This window comes from Okeania sp. SIO2F4 (assembly GCF_010672385.1).
Lineage (GTDB): Bacteria > Cyanobacteriota > Cyanobacteriia > Cyanobacteriales > Microcoleaceae > Trichodesmium.
Window position 1 is genome coordinate 20,098 of record NZ_JAAHGT010000023.1, and the last position, 21,352, is coordinate 41,449.

A 21,352-nucleotide genomic window follows, 5' to 3' on the forward strand; every position below is an offset into this window, starting at 1 on the left:
AATGCAATCTACTCCGAATGGATTCAGCTGACGGCTGAATGCTTACAAAAAAATAACTCCTAAGTCTATAGGAGCTAGAATAAAGTTGATTCTAAGAGGTACATTCAGTAATTAACAATTAACAATTAACAATTAATAATTACCTCTCCCTTTTAGGGAGAGGATTGAGGGTCAAAGAAAAAAATTTCTTTTTTTCCCTTTTCAAAGGGAGGCTTTCAACCTGAATCATTTAATTATTAATTATTAATTATTAATTATTCGGTAATTGCTATATTTTTATTATTAGTGTTTTCCTGGATGAATGGTAAAAATGTGAATAAGTTGTCACAATAACCCTTGTTGCTATGGGTGGACGTGCATTTTTTTGCACAATGACTCTTCAAGTCAAAGGAAATTATTTGAAACTATTCAAAGATTATATAAAAAACGTAATCAGTTGTTGGGGCTAACTACAAAAGTCCAAAGTTGGAGCTTCTGAAGTCAAAGGCAAATGCTTCAAGACAGACTTGCGCCAACTTTTTAGTTTAAATGATTTGAAGTATTTAAGTGCCACCAATCGATCCGAAATCAAGGGTTAACTGTCCGTGTTTTTCCCACAGTTTCATCCTACGAACCTTTTGAGTGCGATTCCAGTCATCTCTGTCTAGCTTGAGATGGCAGACGGAGCAAAGAGCGCGGAGATTGTCAGCTTCACAATTAGCTGGATTATGGTCTAAATGAGCAGTTGTCAATGTAAAACGCTGAGGTTTGGCAATTTTTATGATACCTTGCTCGTAATCCTCTACAATTTTGTAAAGATGAGGTAACCACTCCGGATGATTATCCTTAAGCCATTGCTCTGTATCTTTTTGAGATACACCCGGAGGTCTACAAGGCTTATTACACCATTCACAAGTCCAATTGGCAGAGTTTTTTATGGAATTAGCAATTTGGTTCCAATTTTTTGGGTATAAGCTTAAATCTATAGGCATATATTTAACAATTAATAATTAACAATTAATAATTCATAGTTAATAATAATAAACTATAGCAATCATATTTCAGTTATAAGATTTTACTGGTAATTAGGACTCAAGAGTCAGGAGTCAAAATATAAAATGATTTTGATTTATCTTAATTGTTCTTAAATTCTTTCAAAATCATTCCTGATTGCTATATCTAGGGCGTTGCTGATGCGTGGGTATGATTTGTATTTTTTGGTAGTTGCTAAACTATTGAATAACAAATATAGCAATCCTATTTTATTCGTGGCAAAAATCTTACTGCTTTTTAGGCAACAGGGAACAGGCAACAGGCAACAGGTAAGAGTTTCAACTTTTTTATTTACTTTTTAATCTATCACAACCTATTTAGGATTGCTATATTTGAGATTGTTCAATTTTGCTTTTCATATCTTGATTCAGCAACGCCTATCTAGCCATACACTCTTAAATTATTAATTATTCGGTAATTAATATGATACAGCGTATTCCATGTAAATGTGGTACAGTAATTTTATTGGTAGTAGAATGCCGAAAGATGAAAGCTTATTCGATTGACCTCCGTGAAAAAATAGTCAAATATCCGCGAACAATGTAATACTTCTATCCGGAAAGTAGCTGCCAGATTTGATGTGAGTAAAACATTTGTTCAAAAACTATTGAAACAAAAACAATTAACTGGTAATATTCACCCTAAAAAGCAAGGTGGTAACCTCAAAAGTACATTACATTCTCACAAAACTAAATTGATAGAGATGGTAGAAAAATATCCAGATTATACCTTGGATGAATACTGTGAATATTGGCTATCTAACTATAACTAATTTGTGAGTCCAAGTATGATGTGTCGTGAACTCCAAAAATGCAATTTGACTATAAAAAAAAACTATACGCAGCAGCCAGTCAGGTACTTAAAGAGTCCAAATTTTGAGGTGTGAATCCATACGAGAAAGTAAAAAATATAGAGGCTGAAAACTTGGTATTCTTGGATGAAATGGGTGTTTTATTGGGTTTAACACGAAGTCACGCACGTTCCTACTATGGTAGTATAGCCTATGATTTTTCACTATTTTATCGAGGACAAAAAGTCACAGTTTTCGGAGCAATTAGTCTCACAAAAGTTGTAGGATTAATGACACTTAATGGTTCAATGGATCGCATTTGCATTTAAAGTTTTTATAGAACATTTTTTAATTCCTAATTTATGGAAGGGAGCAGTAGTGGTAATGGATAATTTGCCTGCTCATAAGTTAAAAATAATTGAACCATTAATTCAATCAGTAGGGGCAAGTGTACTGAATTTATCACCCTATTCTCCGGACTTTAATCCCATAGAATTATGGTGGTCAGAACTCAAAAGTTTTTTGCGTAGGTTTAAACCTACCACGGCAAAGATGGTTGATATAATACTTGCCACTGCATTCTTCCTATTAAATACTAACCACTTCAAACACTATTTTCAGCACTGTTGCTACTGTACCTCATAAACCTGGAATACGCTGTATTAATTATTTGGTAATTAATATGACAAATCCCTTTTCAACAGATTGGCCATTGTTAGACATTTGCCTTTCCTCTCAGAAATTTATAGCAAAACATTTATTCGGTGATTATTTACTTCAATTTAGTAGTATCATATCCACAATAACAATTCAGAGTGCTTTACTTTTTGAGAAATGAAAATTCTCCACGGAACCTGGATACCCCAAGAGAAAACTGAATTTATCCAACAAGGAGCTTTTTTCCTCTGGATAGAAACAGACTCTCTACCCAAAAAACGAAAAAAAAAGTCTGATAAACGTCATCCCGGACATCTAACTAAAGATGAATTGTCTCTTTTCCTCAGTAATGAATTAAAACTTCCAACTCCAAAATACGGCACTCTCAACCAAAGTATAGCTACAAAATACTTCCTTCTTCCTAGCAGCGATAGTCAACCTTTACCCTCACCAGAATTAAGTCGTTACCTAGAAACGGAACCTCCAGAAGCAACAGAATGGCAATTTTGGGAAATTGACTGTTATCATCTTACTCCTATTATTAAACTACTCAATGAAATTCACTTTCTCTGTCTTTATAATGTCGCTGAAATACAACTAGGAGCAGACTTACTTTTCTGGTATCATTATTCCCAATCTTTTAAATCAATTATTATTAAAGACCAATACATTCCTGCTTTAAAGTATAGAGAATTAGAACAGAAAAAAGGCAGACGAAAAAAAAATACACCATCCTTTGAAATTTATCCAACTTGGGAAATTATCTCTCCATTATACGAGGATAATATTAATTATTATCTCGAATATATGCCTCTTGTTTGCACTTCTGGTTTTGATGAAGCAACTAAAAATTTTGAATTTTACGACAAAGAAACTCTACTACGTCATTTTTCCGAATGTCTCCTCAACAAAATTGTTACTGAAACTCCTATTCCTGCTACTTTTGAGAAAAAAATTACTGACTCTCGACTACTGACTGGTTGTTTGGGTATCCAGTCTCCTAATACACCTTGGTTAGATGATGCTGCTTTTACAGAATATCAACAATGGCAAAGTTGGAAAGAAAAACTTGTTGGCGCACAAGATAATTCTGCTTTTCATCTCTGTTTTCAATTAGAAGAAGCATCAGAAAAATCTCCTGATGATTGGTATTTAAAATTTATCGTTTCCTTGAAAAAAGACCCTTCTTTAAAATTGGAATTAGAGGATTATTGGAGTCAAACTCAGAGAAAAAAAACAACTACAAAAAAACAGTTTGGTAAAGAATTTGAAAAGGATTTACTATTAAATTTAGGTTATGCTGCTCGGATTTATCCTTTAATTTGGCAAGGATTAGAAACTGATAAACCTGTTGGTTTTTCTCTGACTTTAACAGCAGCATTTGATTTTCTCAAAGAAACTGCTTGGGTATTGGAAGATGCAGGTTATAAAGTAATTGTTCCTGCTTGGTGGACTCCTCAAGGTCGTCAACGGGCAAAAATTCGTCTCAAAGCTTCTTCTAAAAAATCAGCTCCTACTTCTGCTGGAAAAGGTCATTTTCAGTTAGAAAATTTGATTCAATATCAATATGAATTAGCTATTGGAGACCAACCTATTACTGCTAAGGAATGGAAACAGTTAGTTGATGCGAAAAGTCCTTTGGTGAAGTTCCGGGGACAGTGGATGGAATTAGACCAAAATCAAATGCAGCAAATGTTGGATTTTTGGCAAACTCATCAAAAGGAAAAGCCGGAGTTAACTTTGCCGGAGTTGTTACAAAAAGCATCGGAAGTTGGTTCGGAATTTGAGGTGGAACCGGATGAAAGTTTGGCGGCAATGATGGCTAAATTACAAGACCCTAATTGTTTGGAAATAATTGATAATCCTAAGAAGTTAAAGGGTACTTTGAGGGAGTATCAAAAACGAGGGGTTTCTTGGATTCAATTTCTGGAACAGTTAGGATTAAATGGTTGTTTGGCGGATGATATGGGGTTGGGTAAAACGGTGGAGGTAATTGCTTGGTTGGTGATGGAAAAGGAGTTGAAAAAAAAGGTTTTGCCGACTTTATTAATTGCTCCTACTTCTGTGGTTGGTAATTGGCAAAAAGAGATAGAAAAGTTTGCGCCTCATTTAAAGGTTATTGTGCATCATGGTAGTGATAGAATTCAAGATGAAAAGGAGTTTAAAAATGTTAGTTTGAAGCATGATATTGTGATTACTTCTTTTTCTTTGGCGAGAAAAGATGGGAAACTTTTGGAGGAAATAAATTGGCAGAGGATTGTGTTAGATGAAGCTCAGAATATTAAGAATCCGAAGGCGGCTCAGACGAAGGCTATTTTGAAATTATCGGCTAAATATCGTTTGGCTTTGACGGGAACTCCTGTGGAAAATAGATTGTTGGATTTGTGGTCTATTTTTAATTTTCTCAATCCTGGTTATTTGGGAAAGGAGGCTCAATTTCGGAAGAATTTTGAGATGCCAATTCAGAAGGAGAATAGTCAGTTTCAGTCAATTGTTTTGAAGAAGTTGGTTCAGCCTTTTATTCTGAGAAGGGTAAAAACTGACAAGGATATTATTAAGGATTTGCCTGATAAGGTTGAGCAGAAACAATATTGTAATTTGACTAAGGAACAGGCTTCTTTGTATGAGGCTATTGTTAAAGATGTGATGGAACAGTTGGAAAATGTTGAGGGAATTGAACGTAAGGGATTGATGTTATCTACGTTGATGAAATTGAAACAAATTTGTAATCATCCCCGGCAATTTTTACAGGATAGGAGTGAATTTACTCCTGAACGTTCTCAGAAGTTAGAACGTTTTGGTGAGATGAGTGAGGAGGTTATTTCTGAGGGTGATAGTTTGTTGATTTTTACTCAGTTTACTGAAATTGGTGAGGCTTTACAATTTTATTTTAAACAGTCTTTTCATTATAATTGTTATTATTTGCATGGGGGGACGGCGCGACAGAAAAGGGAGGAAATGATTAGGGAGTTTCAAGACCAAGAAACTGAACCTTCTGTGTTTGTTTTGTCTTTAAAAGCTGGTGGTGTTGGGATTACTTTGACTAAGGCAAATCATGTTTTTCATTTTGACCGTTGGTGGAATCCGGCGGTGGAAGACCAAGCGACCGATCGAGCTTTTAGGATAGGTCAAAAAAAGAATGTTTTTGTGCATAAATTTGTGGCTTTGGGTACTTTGGAGGAGCGTATTGATAGGATGATTGAGGATAAGAAAAAGGTGGCTTCTTCGATTGTTGGTTCTGATGAGTCTTGGTTGACTGAGTTGGATAATGAGAGTTTTAAGGAGTTGATTGTTTTGAATAAACAAATGGTGGTTTAATTAATTAATAATTAATAATTAATAATTATTAATTACATTTTTTTTTTGATTCAGAAATAAACAATTTTTATTTTATTTAAAACTAGGATTTAATATGGCAAACTTTAGCAAAACTTGGTGGAAAAAACGTTTTATAGAGGCATTAGAAAATTTCACTGATTCAAATCGTTTGGGGCGGGGACGTTCTTATGCTCGTAATGGTAAAATTAAAGAATATAAAATTAACGATGGTAAAATTACTGCTAAGGTAAGAGGTTCGGTTAATCCTTATTTTGGTGTTTATAAAGAACCTCTTTATCATACTAATATTGAAATTAAACCAATAAAAGAAACTGACTGGTCAAAGGCGATCGCTTATTTGGGTTCTAAAGCTAGTTTTGTTTCTAAGTTATTGCTTGGGGAAATGCCTGATAATATTGAATCAGCTTTTGCCGATCTGAAGTTACATTTACTTCCCCATAGTCGTAAAGATTTTGAGACGAATTGTTCTTGTCCTGATTGGGAAAATCCTTGTAAACATATTGCTGGTGTTTGTTATTTGGTTGCTGCTGAATTAGATGAAGACCCTTTTTTGTTGTTTGAACTGAGGGGTATTTCTAGGGAAAAGTTACAAGAGGAGTTGGCTAAGTCACCTTTAGGAAAGGCTTTATTTTCGTCCTTGGAGAGTGAAGATTTTGTGCCTAAATTGGTTAATTCTTACTATACTAAACCGGAAAAGGTGGCGGTGGAAAAAGTTTGTTTGAATAAGGATTTTTGGCTTTCTCAAAAGCGCTTGCCACAGGTTGGGGAAGATGTTGGGAATGCTAGTCTTCCTGCTATTGTGGTTAAGAAGGGTGGAGATTTTCCTGCTTTTTGGCAGAAGGAATCTTCTTTTTTGGCAGTGATGGAGGAGTTGTATGAACGGGTGAGGACGAGAAATAAAGGGGTGTTTTAAAACGAATGCGCATACCTCATACTTTTGGGAAATTGCTATAATAACAACAATTATTCTTAACTTTTGATTTCCATAGTTAAAATTCCTACAGGTTTATCTATTACTATTCGTACTACATCTAACCAAAAACCACCTATCAATATTTCTGGTAAATTATCACCTGCATGAACTGGAATTGTGAATTCTTGTTGGTCGATTATTATTCTACCCTCATAAATATCAAAATATGCCATACCTTGGGCTGTACTTAACATTATATCTGAACGAATTTTCTCCCAGCCTAAAGCTTCTATATCTTGAGTGGGAATTGCCAAATAACCTGTAGTAAATCCTGTGTCTAAAATAGCATCAATAGGAATAATTTCACCATTTGTTGCAATTAGTTCAATTTCAAATATTAACTCTCCTTCTTCTCCAAATATTCCTGAAATCATCAGATTTTCCCACAAGCTCCGGTTTCATTAATACGATAAGTTACTAACTGACTTGTAGGACAATAAATCATTATTCTTTTCATCAAATTTTTCAGGTCAGAATCAAGTAAATAATAACCGCTTTCTGGTTCAATTGCGATGAACCAATTGTAATAGTTTTTAATCAGCCGTGGTCGAATTTTTTCAAATATTTTGAAACTACGTTGACCACGTTCTTTTCTATTATTTGCTCGTTGTTCTAATTCTTCATTAGAGATAGAATTTTGGGAAGATATTCTACTTTTTTTTGGGCGAGAAGTGTTGATTAGTTTTGTCATATATTTTTCAGATGGGTAGTGTCCTCTAATGATCGGGTTTAATTAAATACTTATTATCTCAGTTTTCTGGCAAATTAAATACTATAGATAGAGCAGTTATAGCTATAAGCAAAGCATTATTAATCACTCTCGTCTATCGCTTCGCTCGCGCGTCAGAAGTAGGAAGTCAGAAGTTTTTTTAATCATTCTTAAGTTAAGACTTTCTACTTCTGGACGTAGAAATAGGGTTTAAGACCCTCGTTAAAAATTTGATCAAGCGTGGTCTTCAATTAGTGGCAAGTTTCAATCTCTCACTAATTGATACTTCTGACTTCACACTTCTGAATTCTGACTTCTTGAAGGCACTGTCTACTATAGTGTCTACTACTCACAAGACATTATATAAAAGAATAGTAATAGAGGATTTATAGTTTTAAATTTATTGTTTACTATTTCTGTCTTAACTATTTCTACTCATCTGAAGTAGTAAAAAAAACAGAATTTATTTTCTGTACTTTCCATGCTGTGACACCTCCTATTGCTTTAATACCAGTTGGCTACCCAAACAGCATAATCATTGAGCAGTTGATAATATGCATGAATTTTCATCTACTGCTTTTAAAGTGTCTAAAATCAGGAATAATTTTTTCCGATCAGATTGTCTTTTGACACAAACTATTAAGCTAGGGTCTTCTTGTACACTACTCTTCCATTCTGATAATTCATAAATATCCAGGTATGATGGTTTTGTTTTTCTCAGACGTTCATGCTCTTTTTTTGACCCATTTCCAATCACATAATATTCTTCCCAAGAAAAGTCTTCAATTCCTGTTAAAAGACAAGGAAGTTTGATATTTTCTTGGAGATAATGCCAATAAATTGTTAAAGTTTCAATTTTAACTTCTCTAACCTCACCTTCTTCATTTAAGCCTACGATTTTTCCAATTCTTTTTTCTTGAGCTTCAAAATCAGAGGTAGGCGCTATTTCAGTTTCTTTAATAGATTGGGCTTTCTCAACAATAAATTGAGATGTTGATGATTTAGATGACTGAGACTTACGACTTTGTTTTAGCAAATCTCCAAAAGTTTTAGGTTTTCTGGGCATTGTCAACATTCCTCTATAATTATTGAAACTTAAATACTATCGATAAAACAGTTATAGCATAAGCAAAGCATTATTAATTACTCTAATTTATAGAACTATCTAGTGTAGTGTCTACTACTCACAAGACATTATAAAAACAAACTCTAAATAGATAATTTGCAGTTAAAAATTTATTGTTTATTATTTCGGCCTTACCTATTTCTACTCATCTGAAGTAGTTAAAGAACCCGAATTTATTTTCTGGACTTGCCAAGCTGTAGCGCCTCCTATTTTTCCAACTTTGATGAACTGCCAACTACCACGAGTATAAGTATTAGAACCTTTTTTTGAATAAGGTTTGACTCCTATCAACTGTTTGACTTCTGCTGTGGAAAGCAACCATCCTCCAACTGCTGCCTTCTCTAATTCTTCGTGATACCACAGTGGACTTTGAACTTGAATATTAGCAGCGATCGCTCCCACAAGTTGCTCTAATAACTCAAGAGAATTAGCTTTATCTGGATATTCCAAATTTTTTTCACTACTTTGGGTAATGGATGCCCCATTGGAGGTGTCTAGTGGGGTGTCTACTACCTGGACGACACCTGTTGGAGATACTGGTACAAAGCCACTTAATATAGTGCCTGGGGTTCTGAGATAGTCATGTAGTTGGTCTAACAAGCTAATTTGTTCGGGTGTGGCATAACTGTGACCTCTGGCATCTTTTGGTAAGACGATGCCTAAGCTCTTGACGCGATCGTAGAATGCCTGACGAGTTTTTAATTTGTATCGGTTTAATAATTCTGTGACTTTCATAGTGGCCTTTTTTTTAACTGTCTAGTAGCCACTAGACATCTGTAGTTTGTTAGTGTCTAGTAATTACTGTCTACTAATATATATAGTAGTATGTTTACTATACTGTCTACTAAAATAGTTATAAAGTATTTTATGGTTTAATATTTTAATATATAGTAAAATGTCTACTATACTATCTAGTATATACTGTCTAGTAGAGTATCTACTATCTACTAGATAAATATGCAAATTAGAAATATATTTATGAATTATTTGGCCAGTTTTTCCAGAATTGGGACTAACTAATTGACAAGTGTGGACTGAAAATTTATAGTGCGACTCGTTGGTCAGTTTAGTTCTACCCACAAATAACAACAGAATTAACAATTTAGAAGGCGTTCGCATAGTTTGAGCAATTTGGTTGCAGATTTTGTCTCACCTTTTATTGGAAACAACGAATAATTAACAATTAATGGTGAACTTTGTTTGATGTATGCCAAGCTTTTTTTGCTTTAACAATTGGCATAGTTTTTCTGAAGACTATCTGAAGTAAGTATTCCTTATAACCTACAAATGTTATTCCTTTTTATTGACTAATAATGTTTACTTATAGAACAATAATTATTCCCATTAAAGAGTCAAATACTAGAGGTATTGTCAAATCCAAAAAATACTCTATAATAAGAATCAAAGCAACAATTTCGCTACTCAATTTCTAGAAATAAGCAGCACATAAATAAGACCTTGTACAAGGCTGCTGAACAATTTTTTTACAATTCAATTAATGGAGACTTAATCATGCTTTTTATCGGACTTGAAGAGGCTATTAATTCGACTACTAATTCTACTAGAGATTCTTTAGAAGCTCGGATTGAAGAGTTAGAACGTCAGTTAGTTCAGCTCAGAAATGAACACGCTGCTAACGAGGAACGGCATCAGAATCAGAAGACTTTAAAGGGTGCTTTAGAGTCTGGTTTAGTTCAGATTATTAAGGCTGTTAATGCTACTAAGATTGCAGGGGAAGAAGAACTCGAATTAGGTTTTTGGCAAGAGGTGGAAAAAATTCGATCAGGGGATTATGATTCGATTGATTTGAAGGAGTTGCCAGAGGCTGATGATTTATCGGATACTCCTTACCGTCCTGATGATTCTAATGGTGGTGATGATTCTGGTTTAATTGATGTGATTACTGTTGAAGTAGATTCGGATAATAATGGTTCTTCTAGTAGTAATAAATCTAATGGTAATGGGTCAAAAAAAGGAGGTAATTCTCAGGGTTCTATTCCTACTAATGGAAAGAATTTATCTGATGAATATAGTATAGTTAAATCTAATGGTGATGGGAATAATTATCAGTCTAAACCTAAGTCTGTAGGAGCTTATTATTTGCCTATTGAAGAACGAAATATTCAACAGTTGAAAGATTTATGTAATGGTTTTGGTTTTACTAAGGAACAGCTACGAGAGTATGGTTCTTTGAAGCAACGTGATACTTACTTAAAGGCATTACAGTCTGTGAAAAATTTGTTGGGGGGTCAGCTAGAATAGGAAGTTTAAAAGTGATGATATGGCACTCTTTTCCTGGCCAGTTGAGAGTGCTATTATTTACTATTTTATACCTTTAAATAAGTAGAAAAATTATAATCAGGATTTTTTTACGATATGGTAGACTGATGGTAATTTCGGTGGAGCGTTTCGCAGCGTTTCATGTCGGCGACAGCCGAAAACAGAAATAATTAATTGGGTCAAATGTGACGAAGCTGCTACGAGGGGCAATCTAGATATTATTGCAGTTTTCAGTGGTTGGGAAAGTGTGGCGCACTTGGTCCGCAAAAGCTAGTCAAACAACCACCGTATCTGCTTTTTAGCCATTCACAGAAATTCACTTAAATGTCTCATGTTGTGCAATATTTTATTGGACGTGTTCGCAAAAAGAGCAGTCACTGTAATGCTTACGCAGCAAGACTTTCATTTCTAGATTACCCCTCATAACAGCTTCGCCACATTTGACCCTACTCATATTTTTGTCTTTTTATCCTTTTGCAAAAAAACCTTAATATTTGCCATGAAATCTGAAAATTCTCCGCCAAAATCAGATAATTATGTTGCACTGCCCCTACTTTATATTGAAGGTCAATCACCTGTAAAGATGAAGTCTGTTATGGAAGATATTGTGCAAATTATAGTTGAAGAAAGTTTGCACCTGCCAGCAATGTTCACAATTGTTATTAGAAATGACTACTTTTCAGGGGATAAAGATGAAAGAGAGTGGAAACATCAAGATTTGCTAGAAATTGGTAAAACAGTAAAAATTGGCTTTAGCGCAAGTACAACAGAATCTGAAGAGTTTAGCGAAGAAAAAAAAGACTATTTAATAGAAGGAGAAATTACAGCTATTGAAACCCATTTCACGGAACAATCACAAGCACCTATTGTGATTCGGGGTTACGATATTTCGCATCGTCTATATCGAGGACAATGGAATCGTTCATTTCAAGGAATGACAGATAGCGATATTGTCAAAAAGATTCTAGCTGAAGTTTTAATTGAACCGGGTCAAATTGATGAAAGTGGAATTCCTCATGAGTATGTTTTTCAAAATCATCAAACCAATATGGAATTTCTGCGAGAACGAGCAGCTCGCATTGGTTTTGAACTCTTTGTTCAAGATGGTAAATTGAATTTTCGTCGCCCAAAAACAACTCAACTCATTCAACTAAAATGGCTGGAGGATATACATAGTTTTCGAGTCCGAGTTACTAGCGCAGAACAGGTGAAAGAAGTTAATGTTAGAGCTTGGGACTATAAACAAAAAAAGCCAATTGTTTCGACTCAAAATTATGAAAAGGTGTTAACAGAAACTGGCAATGGGAAAGGAAGTGGGGCAATTTCTGGATTCAAAGGAAAACCAATAAAGCCAACTGTTCATGTTATCGATCAACCGATTTCTACCCCTAAAGAAGCGGACGCCATCGCCTCTGCTTTATTTGATGAATTAGGTGGACAATTTGTTTATGCTGATGCTCAAGCAGAGGGAAATCCTGAAATTAGACCTGGACGAAATGTAAGATTAGAAGATTTAGGAAAACATAGTGGTTCGTACTATGTAACCGAGACTCGTCATACCTACTTTGAACGGGTTTATACTACTGAATTTAGTGTTCGAGGATTACGCGGTGGTGATTTATTAACAACCCTTTCTCCCCCCACTCGCCTGCAACCAGGACAAACTTTTTTGGTTGGAATTGTCACTGACAACCAAGATCCAGAAGGCTTAGGACGAGTCAAAGTTTGGTTTCCTACTCTAACACCTCAAACGGGAGAAAATGCTCACGCTAGCCATTGGGCTAGAATGGTAGCAATTGGCGCAGGAAAAGATCGAGGGTTTGACTGTTTACCAGAAATTAATGATGAAGTATTAGTTGCATTTGAACATGGAAATATTCATCGCCCTTATATTTTAGGTGGGGTTTGGAACGGTCAAGATGCACCTCCTACAACTGTTAATGAAAGTGTTCAAGATAGTAATGTTCGGATGCGAACCTTTAAAACAAGAACAGGTCATCAAATTCAGTTTATTGAAGAAGATAAAGGAAATAGTAAAGCAGGAGTTTATATTGAGACAACAGCCGGACATAAAATCCGATTAAATGATAGCGAAAAGTTTGTAGAAGTTCAAACAAATGGTGGTCACGAATTACGATTAGATGATCAAAATAACTATATTGAATTGAAAACGCCTAGTCATACGATCAAGATGGATAATACAGGAATTAGCCTGAACTCAGGAAGCAATATTGATATCAAAGGAGTCAATATTAACATTAAAGCGGATGGGGTAATTACTGTTAAAGGAGGATTGATTAAGTTAAATTGACATACTCCCGACGCTCCCCTACGGGAGAGCGCGGGATTCTTCAGCCAGAAAAGCTCTGACCGCAGTTTTAACACCAGGTGATGTCCTCCCCCTGTGTTGATAGCAATCCAATTTTCTGTATTAGGAGTGCTGAGTTATAGTCCCTATCTAGTTCTTGTCCACACTTAGGACATGAATGCCAGCGCTCAGATAAGCTTTTAGAAACTCTATTTAGACACTCCCAACAATGCTGAGATGTTCCCTTTGGGTCTACCTTGACAATTCTCTTGCCTAACTTCCAGGCTACATACTCTAGAACATGGATGAATTGACCAAAAGCTGCATCTTGCAAAGACTTATTTAATCCTGACTTCGCTGATTGACCATTCGGTAAAAATTGACCATTCTCACCTAATTTAGCTTTGCAACGTCGAACTAAATTGTCTAGGAGCAAGTCTTCGATGAAAATAACACTTACATCACTAAACAGATGGTAAGCAAGTTTGAATTGCCAGTCTAGTCTTTGTCTAGCTATTAATTGATGTAGTTTAGCTATTTTACGTTTGATAATCTTCCAAGGCGATAAATGTTTTTGTTTCTTAGCCAATCTTGCTTGAAGTTTAGACAGCCGATGTTCAGAGAGCCTAAAAAACTTAGGCACTTCTATAAACTCACCATCAGATGTAACAGCATAGTGAAGCAATCCTAAATCAATACCTTTTGAGTTTTTTAAAGTGGGTTGAATTTCTGCAACCTCTACAGGTACAGTCTTATCTTCTATCGTGAAGTTAATGTACCACCCGTCAACTTCACGAATTACTGTACCTGTCTTAACCTTGAATCCTGCTGGTATTGGGCGATTGTAAACCAAAGGTACTAAACCAATTTTTGGTAAATTGACACAAAAACGACCGTTAGCATTTTTGACGGGTATGGCATTTGATAACTGAGGATAACTGAACGAGTTATAATAATGCTTCCCTTTGAATTTAGGTCTCCCACTGGTTTTGCCATTTTTATTAGGCAAGGTAAAGTTATCCATAGTTGTTTGCACCCGTTGGACAACATCTTGTAAAACCTGGGAGTGCATAGACTTATACTCAGGGAAAAGTTTTTTAGTCTGTGCTAAGTCTGCTAGTTGAACAGTCTCCCACAAAACATAACCATTGACTATATTCGGATGCTTATCCCCTTTCTTGGTGATCGGATTACCATTGCTGTCTTTTTTCCTACCGTCGCGCCTTTGTACTCTAAATTCGGGGATATGCATGATAAATCCGTTCTACTGGCACTACTGAAACATTAAGTGGACAAGCATTGACTGGTGTGCGCGTTGCTTCAAACCAGTTTAACCTTTCAGCTAAACGGTAATTATATTGTCGTCGAGCTAATTCTAACCAATTAGCTATAATTACCCCTTGCCTTTTATGTGGCTTGAGCTTGTACTTATATTTCAGGAGCATGGCAGAATCGACCTTTATATCTACATTAGGTAGTATATCAAACAGGAGGGCAAACCACAGAGACAACGCCGGGATCTCCCATACGACGCTCCCCAAGGGGAGAGCGCGGGACTTCCCGCCGGAGGAGTTAAAGATATCATTGGTATCATTGCGATCGCAGGCTACACTCGTCAGGATATTACAGAATATGCGATCGCTAATTAATCTAACCTGGGGCGAGCGATCGCAATTGAACATGAACAGTTAGAACCTTTGGACTTGATGTCACAAGAGGAGTAATTTTCACATCAGTGCTACATAGACAAAATTTAGCCACCAATCAGAACGGTCATGCAACCGCGTGTGATTTTATTGGGTGGGCCAATTGCTTCCTGCAATGTGTCGCCCTGACGGCAAGCGGGTAGACCGTTAATCAAAACGGTTTTGCTGCCATCTATGACAATTCCAGGGCCATGGGGAGGAATGGGTGAAGGAGTCGAACAGACATGAATATCTGCACCCCCAGAACTGCTCATAATTGTGCTACTCATTGTGGCTAATGCTGTCGTTTTTGTAGCCTCTTCAGCGGCTTTTGCGGCTGGTAATCCAAGGGTTCCAGCTGCCGCCTTAGTTGCGGTTTCTGCTGCTTTAATCACAGCATCAGATGCCTTTTTTGCCATCTGTAAGCCTGCACCAGAACCAGAAGGCATACCCCGCCACGCAGGTAAGTTTCCTATCAAAACATTGAGGCTACCGGGGCCACCTGTTAAAACGGGCGGAATTGGATGGGATACATTATCTGTAACTCTCGCGGCTGGTTTACCCATGACTTAGAGAATAAATTAATTATGGTACAATAATAGCTTTTTCCACACTCAGTTGCAAGTAAAATTGAAGTATAGTAGTTGCTAGGGCAATTAGGACAGAGCTTTTCTCTAAAACCTAAGTCTAGCAAGAGTTTGACTTCTGACCCCGTCATTATTCACACTTTACCACTAGCTCTAGCTAATTCTGGGCGAGCCAGACTCTGGCCACTTTAATCTAACCCTAAAACTGTTCGTGCCATCAAAAATAGATTTTCAATTCATTAGACACCCTCCTTGTTCTTTGCATTGCAACAGAACGAATCTAATTCTATACCCATCCCTTAACTTCTGTGTCAGTTAGAGGGCGTTCAAGTTTTACATACTCACTTTCTGTGGCTTGCAAAAGATGTGCCATTGTTACAGGTTCCCCCGCATCTGCTGCTAAGAATGCTGCATTTAAAGCAATATTACGAATATTTCCCCCTGGAAGATTTAACTTTGCAAGTTTCCTGAAATCTAACCCTGCTGTGGGTGTCTCTTTGGGAAAAATTCGTCGCCAAATTTCTGTACGTTGAGTTACATCGGGTAACGGAAATTTCACTACAAATCTAATTCGTCGCATAAAGGCATTATCAATTGCTTCCTTTAAATTTGTGGTTAAAATTGCCAGCCCGCGATAAGCTTCCATGCGTTGCAAAAGATAGCTAACTTCTAAATTAGCATAGCGATCGCGACTATCTTTAACATCGCTCCGTTTTCCAAATAAAGCATCTGCCTCATCAAAGAGTAAAATTGCGCCTCCCGTTTCTGCCTTATCAAAAACCTGTCTCAAATTCTTTTCAGTTTCTCCAATATATTTACTGACAACAGAACTCAAATCTATTCGATATAAATCTAGACGCAATTCTCTCGCTATTACTTCCGCTGCCATTGTTTTCCCAGTTCCACTCGCTCCTGCAAATAACGCAGTAATTCCTAGCCCTCGTTTCCCTTTTTGCACAAATCCCCAATGTTCATAAACTGTTATGCGTTGTTTTACATGAGTGGCAATATTTTGTAAGGTTTGCTTTTGGAGTTCAGGAAGCACCAAATCATCCCAACTAGCTGCAGCTTGAATAGGTTGAGCCAGTTCATTGATTTGAGGTTGAGCGTGAGTACGACAAATCTGCCAAATTTTCTGAGTAATTGGTTGATTTTTCTCAACAGATTCTAATGATAAATCAGAAGATATTAATGCGGAGATTTGTTGACTTATAGACTTAATTTCTGTCACACTGAAATTAAACTGAGCCACCAGTTGCTCAATGAAAGCATCCAGATTAATTTCCTGTTCTCTGAAGGTTTGATGCCAAATATTTCGTTGTTCTAGAGTGGTAGGTTTATTCACTTCAAACATTATCACTTGACGATGTTGTTGAGGTTTTCTATCTTGACGACTGACAATTAAAGGACTATCAATTTCATCAATAAAATAGGTAATGGCATTTTCCTGGCTGATATCTATTGAAGTTGCTTGATTAACTTCTAATAATAGAGCTGCTTGATTCAATCTTGCCTCCCTTCGCCAGAGTTTAATTAGTTGATTTAGTTCATTCAAATTAGTGGGGATAACCTGTGACGAAATTCTGTATAACTTGAGTTCTAACTGATTACAAATTGTAGCAGCGATAGCTATTTTTGCACTTATTTCATTGCCATATAGTTGAATTATTGGTAAGTCTGATGCCTGTTTAATATGTATATCTAAATCTTCTCCTTCCTTATCCAAATTACTTAATTCTGGATAATTTTTAGTTACTTTTTTCCTAAAAAGTGAGGAGGCATAATCCAGGCTTTGTAACTTTAATAGATTATCTGTAGGGTTCAAAGTATAATTCCAAACAGAAATAATTTGTTTAACAATTTCCTGATGAGAATTAACCAAAGTTTCATTAGTTACGATAGGTTTAATAATGCTAATTAATCTTTCATCTAGCTGATTTGTTCCAACTAGAAAATGAAAAATTCGTTCGTCAATTTTCAAAGGACTGAGGGTTAAGGCTAACCCAGGTTCTACTTCTATTAATTTCCAGTATCGTAAGGGAGATTCTGGAGCAAACACACCCATATCAACTCTTTCAAAAATACTTTGAGCTAGACTAAAAGTGGGAAAATTATATTGTTGATTAAATTGAGCATCTGCACATTCAGAAGGCCAAAGGGGATCGAGTTCCATACCAACACAAAGTAATATAATTTCTCGCTCAAACTGAGATAGATTAAATCTATGACAAAGATAATTAAGGGTCGAGCATTCAGATAATTGAGTTGAATTAGATTGGGATTTATCCGTTGTATCTAATTGTATGTTAGATTTACCTTGTAGTTGATTAGCTCGTTCTTTTAGTTTTTGGCGAATTGGTTCTAACTGTGCCAATAAAGTTGAGTAGATATTCATACAATTGTCAAAAGGAATAGAAGTCATGGAATGTGAATTAACGGTCCAGAATATCGGTTATTCTCAACAGTTAAAGAACTTTCTGCACCGTCAATTTGAACTCGAACTAGGTAATCGCCATTTTTTATTTTGGGGAGTAAAAACTGAATAGAATGAGAAGCTTTACGACGTTTTTTTCCTGGCAAAATCAAAGACTCTAAATTTTCACTTGATAGACTATTTAAAAGCAAAAATAATCGTTGAGTCGGTTCAACTATCAGGTCTACATTAATGGTTAATTTACCTGAATAAAAATCGTCTCCCAAATTTTCTAAATCTTCTAAATCACCAATTTTTATCTCTGGGCAAATAATAAAAGGTAAGGCATTAGATTCAATAACACGTTGAGGTTCTGACGTAGAATCAATTGATTGTAAATGAACAATTTGTAGCCCTTGTACTCCAGCTTTAAGCTGCTCCCTTTCTTGAGGTAAAAGTGTTGCAAAATCCAGTTTTACTTCCGTATCACTAATAATTTGAGGAGTGACTCTAGCTCTTCCAATTTGGACTCTGACATTTTCATCTAAAAGTTGTTTCCCTTGAATAGTTAAAGTTTTAGTAATTATAATAGATTGCTTATTGCCATCTGAACTTTCAAATTTTTCAATCGAGGGGCGATTAAGCACTGTAGAAAATTGACGATAACGGACGGGTAAGGATGCTTTACCCATTTTTTCCCCTTCTATTAAAACCGCAGTAGCTTTGAAGGCAAAAGAAAGAACATAGGGAATTTGAAAAAAAATAGACCAGATGCGGGAAAGCTCTTCTGAATTCATCTGAATTGGCACAAATTGTACCATTTGTACCTGTTCATCTAAAGTTGAGTCTGCTAAAAATCGGAAGGATGAACTCTCTGTAACACTGCGAATCATTTCTGGCGTTAATATAGGTTGATCGACAACAGTTTGGATGGCACTTCCTAATAAACGCTGCGGTTCTAGTTCCTGTTCATTACCATAAAAACTTAATAAATAAAATAAATCAAGTCCCGCTTGAGCGTGTTTTATTAAATTTTCTTTAGGACGACGGGTGCGTAGATCTGTATTACGCCAGGCTGGACTAGGGCTAGCTTGATAAAGAAAGATATTAACCCCTACATCAGGCATTCCACTCCCTGAGTGATCTGGTCGCAAGGTTGTAACTTGAGCACCTGGAACATCATCCACGACTCCCGTCTGTAACATTCGTTGCAGAACTGCGGTAACGGTGGCAATAGCAAGATGGTTGCTCATAAATTCTAGGGAGTATTTAAGAAGTTTGTATCCAATTTATGTATCAAATTTTGTAAACAATCAAGATATAAATCTCTTGACAACTTTATAATATTAAGATTTTTTACAAAGTTTGCTGCAATTAAGTTTTACTTTAAAATAAACTTAGAGATACTAATTTTTTTCTAAAAATTTTAGACGATATTAAATCAAGTTATAGCAATTTTAAATAGCTTTAGGTGGAGGTTATAATTTCGAGTCGAATAAGCTGTTCGACATTATAAATTGAATTGTGAATTTTCCGTCTTCTGCTATTCCTTTGCTGTTTTGGGTATTTCAATCTGAATGCTAGACAGCTTAGTTCAAAAATAATGTCAGACTAGATAAGGACAATATTAGATATGGCTCGCCTAGACTACTCTGCACCTGGTGTATATGTTGAAGAAATTGAGCGTGGCAGTCGCCCCATTCAAGGGGTCAGCCTGAGTGTTGCTGGATTTGTAGGGTTTACAGAAGATATACGGGGGGATGCACAACTATTTGAACCACAACTAATTACCGACTGGAGTCAGTATTTAGAGTGTTTTGCCAAGCCTGGTTCAGATGGATTTACTGACTTTGGAGCTTATCTACCATTTGCTGTTAGGGGATGGTTTGAAAATGGGGGGGGTCGTTGCTGGGTGGTGAGTCTTGGCACTCAGTTGCCTTTACCTGCTAGTAAAAAAACTGCAACAGAGGAAAGGCCAGCTCTAACTGAAGTAAAAACAGTAAGTCAGAAGCCGTCATTATCCTTTAGTATTAAGCCCGAGGAACAGGAAAATGGCCGGATTAACGTTCTTGTGCAACCTGATGAGCCGTTACCAAACGATGACCCAGATGAGGAACCCTTCGATACGGGAGAATACTTCAAGGTGACCCTGATGCAGGGTGACAATATATTAAAAGAAGTGAGAACTGTTGAGGGAGAAGAACAGGAAGTTGATGCGGTTTATCGTCATCTCTCCATGAGTGCCGAACCAGAAGCAGGAGTTTTTGTAGAAACGGCTTTACAAGAATCACAATACATCAATGTTGAAGTGCTTTCTTCTGAAGGTATGGCCTTGTCTCGCCGCCCTGCTAATGGTTCCTACGAAGTTAGTCCTCCCCCAGAAGTTTATCCTGTTGACCAGCTTTACCGCAAGACGTATGGGGCGCGTAAAGGTCGAACCGGAATTCAAGGCTTGTATGAAATTGATGAAGTGGCAATGGTGGCCTGCCCAGATATGATGTTAGCCTATCAACGGGGGATGCTTAACCTAGAACAAGTTCACGGTATCATGGAAATGATGCTCATAGGCTGTGAAAATGCTGCTCCAAGTCCACCCTATCGTATGGCAGTATTAGATGCTCCTCCAGTTAAGGTCAGACGGGGAGACGATCCAGTTTTGCCAGAACAGAATAAGCCCCAAGATGTGAAAGATTGGTTAGATCAATTTGGCCGTCATTCTCAATTTGCTGCTCTCTATTATCCTTGGATTCGGGTTCCTAATCCTAGAGATAATGGAAAAGGCATTTATGTGCCACCCTCTGGTCACATGATGGGGATTTGGTGTCAAACCGATGAAAGTCGTGGGGTTTATAAAGCACCGGCCAACGTGGTTCCCAAAGGCGTAATTGATATGGCCTACGACACCAATTTCCGGGAACAGGAAATGTTGAACCCCTTGGGAATTAACTGTATTCGTCGCATGCCTAACCGTGGAATTCGGGTATGGGGGGCACGGACATTGGTAGAACCCGATAATATTCTCTGGCGCTACATCAGTGTACGACGACTGATGAGCTATATTGAGAAGTCAATTGAACTGGGAACCCAATGGGTTGTGTTTGAACCCAACGATGAAGACCTGTGGGCACGAGTTCGGCGTACTGTTAGCAACTTCCTAGAACGCATTTGGCGAGAAGGGGCCTTATTTGGTGGTTCACCGGAAGAGGCATTTTACGTCAAGTGTGATGGCGAACTGAACTCAGAAGATACCATGCGTATGGGTATGCTTTATATTGAGGTGGGTGTAAGGCCAGTGCGTCCAGCAGAGTTTGTTGTAATTCGCATTAGTCAATGGGCTCCGAACCAATAACAAACAGGTTGCTAATTATAGTCGTTTCAAATAAAAATGAGACGGCTAAATCCCTGATTTAAAACTATTATATCAAGGTTAAGTCTCTCAATCTTAACTGGAAT

18 protein-coding genes are annotated in these 21,352 nt (G+C 36.7%); 8 read left to right on the forward strand and 10 right to left on the reverse strand.

Annotated elements, in window-relative coordinates:
• Positions 1-542 precede the first annotated feature (542 nt).
• Complete coding sequence (locus tag F6K22_RS02575; protein ID WP_293092926.1) at positions 543-971, reverse strand: hypothetical protein; 429 nt, start codon at positions 969-971, stop codon at positions 543-545.
• Positions 972-1,639: 668 nt separating this feature from the next.
• On the opposite strand from F6K22_RS02575, the gene F6K22_RS02580 reads away from it, so the two are divergent.
• The 5 genes from F6K22_RS02580 (at position 1,640) to F6K22_RS02600 (ending at position 6,731) form a co-directional block, all read left to right on the forward strand.
• Positions 1,640-1,804, forward strand: a complete 165-nt coding sequence (locus F6K22_RS02580; protein ID WP_293092928.1) for a hypothetical protein — start codon at positions 1,640-1,642, stop codon at positions 1,802-1,804.
• A 110-nt stretch (positions 1,805-1,914) separates the two neighbouring features.
• Positions 1,915-2,151 (forward strand): hypothetical protein, encoded by a 237-nt coding sequence (locus tag F6K22_RS02585; protein WP_293092930.1) that lies wholly within the window; start codon positions 1,915-1,917, stop codon positions 2,149-2,151.
• The gene (locus F6K22_RS02590; protein ID WP_293092932.1) at positions 2,123-2,467 is read left to right on the forward strand and encodes a transposase; all 345 of its coding nucleotides are present in this window, start codon (positions 2,123-2,125) and stop codon (positions 2,465-2,467) included. Before F6K22_RS02585 ends, F6K22_RS02590 begins: the two co-directional genes overlap by 29 nt.
• Before the next feature lie 189 nt (positions 2,468-2,656).
• Positions 2,657-5,797: a DEAD/DEAH box helicase gene (locus tag F6K22_RS02595; protein ID WP_293092934.1), complete on the forward strand. Its 3,141-nt coding sequence runs from the start codon at positions 2,657-2,659 to the stop codon at positions 5,795-5,797.
• A gap of 94 nt (positions 5,798-5,891) precedes the next feature.
• Positions 5,892-6,731 (forward strand): SWIM zinc finger family protein, encoded by an 840-nt coding sequence (locus tag F6K22_RS02600; protein WP_293092936.1) that lies wholly within the window; start codon positions 5,892-5,894, stop codon positions 6,729-6,731.
• A 56-nt stretch (positions 6,732-6,787) separates the two neighbouring features.
• On the opposite strand, the gene F6K22_RS02605 is transcribed toward F6K22_RS02600, so the two are convergent.
• From F6K22_RS02605 to F6K22_RS02620, 4 genes are all read right to left on the reverse strand, one after another.
• On the reverse strand, positions 6,788-7,165 hold the full coding sequence (locus F6K22_RS02605) for an aspartyl protease (RefSeq protein WP_293092938.1): 378 nt from the start codon (positions 7,163-7,165) through the stop codon (positions 6,788-6,790).
• A complete protein-coding gene (locus tag F6K22_RS02610) occupies positions 7,165-7,482 on the reverse strand; it encodes a hypothetical protein (RefSeq protein WP_293092940.1) in 318 nt (105 codons plus the stop codon). Before F6K22_RS02610 ends, F6K22_RS02605 begins: the two co-directional genes overlap by 1 nt.
• A 553-nt stretch (positions 7,483-8,035) precedes the next feature.
• Positions 8,036-8,566, reverse strand: a complete 531-nt coding sequence (locus F6K22_RS02615; protein WP_293092942.1) for a hypothetical protein — start codon at positions 8,564-8,566, stop codon at positions 8,036-8,038.
• A 201-nt stretch (positions 8,567-8,767) separates the two neighbouring features.
• Positions 8,768-9,361: a hypothetical protein gene (locus F6K22_RS02620; RefSeq protein WP_293092944.1), complete on the reverse strand. Its 594-nt coding sequence runs from the start codon at positions 9,359-9,361 to the stop codon at positions 8,768-8,770.
• 777 nt (positions 9,362-10,138) lie between these two features.
• Here F6K22_RS02620 and F6K22_RS02625 point away from each other — a divergent pair.
• Together F6K22_RS02625 and F6K22_RS02630 are read left to right on the forward strand one after the other, a co-directional pair.
• Positions 10,139-10,888: a hypothetical protein gene (locus tag F6K22_RS02625; protein WP_293092946.1), complete on the forward strand. Its 750-nt coding sequence runs from the start codon at positions 10,139-10,141 to the stop codon at positions 10,886-10,888.
• 517 nt (positions 10,889-11,405) lie between these two features.
• Positions 11,406-13,217 carry a VgrG-related protein gene (locus F6K22_RS02630; RefSeq protein ID WP_293092948.1) on the forward strand — a complete coding sequence of 604 codons (1,812 nt, stop codon included), beginning with the start codon at positions 11,406-11,408 and terminating at the stop codon, positions 13,215-13,217.
• Positions 13,218-13,284: 67 nt separating this feature from the next.
• Here the strand turns inward: F6K22_RS02630 and F6K22_RS02635 are convergent, their stop codons facing one another.
• From F6K22_RS02635 to F6K22_RS02655, 5 genes are all read right to left on the reverse strand, one after another.
• A complete protein-coding gene (locus F6K22_RS02635) occupies positions 13,285-14,466 on the reverse strand; it encodes an RNA-guided endonuclease InsQ/TnpB family protein (RefSeq protein ID WP_293092950.1) in 1,182 nt (393 codons plus the stop codon).
• A complete protein-coding gene (locus F6K22_RS02640) occupies positions 14,447-14,896 on the reverse strand; it encodes a helix-turn-helix domain-containing protein (RefSeq protein ID WP_293092952.1) in 450 nt (149 codons plus the stop codon). Before F6K22_RS02640 ends, F6K22_RS02635 begins: the two co-directional genes overlap by 20 nt.
• Before the next feature lie 71 nt (positions 14,897-14,967).
• The gene (locus F6K22_RS02645) at positions 14,968-15,189 is read right to left on the reverse strand and encodes a PAAR domain-containing protein (RefSeq protein ID WP_293092954.1); all 222 of its coding nucleotides are present in this window, start codon (positions 15,187-15,189) and stop codon (positions 14,968-14,970) included.
• A 583-nt stretch (positions 15,190-15,772) separates the two neighbouring features.
• A complete protein-coding gene (locus tag F6K22_RS02650; protein WP_293092956.1) occupies positions 15,773-17,881 on the reverse strand; it encodes an ATP-binding protein in 2,109 nt (702 codons plus the stop codon).
• A 23-nt stretch (positions 17,882-17,904) separates the two neighbouring features.
• Positions 17,905-19,152: a Pvc16 family protein gene (locus F6K22_RS02655; RefSeq protein WP_293092958.1), complete on the reverse strand. Its 1,248-nt coding sequence runs from the start codon at positions 19,150-19,152 to the stop codon at positions 17,905-17,907.
• Between the two features lie 380 nt (positions 19,153-19,532).
• On the opposite strand from F6K22_RS02655, the gene F6K22_RS02660 reads away from it, so the two are divergent.
• Positions 19,533-21,248: a phage tail sheath family protein gene (locus F6K22_RS02660; protein ID WP_293092960.1), complete on the forward strand. Its 1,716-nt coding sequence runs from the start codon at positions 19,533-19,535 to the stop codon at positions 21,246-21,248.
• The last annotated feature ends 104 nt before the right edge of the window (positions 21,249-21,352 follow it).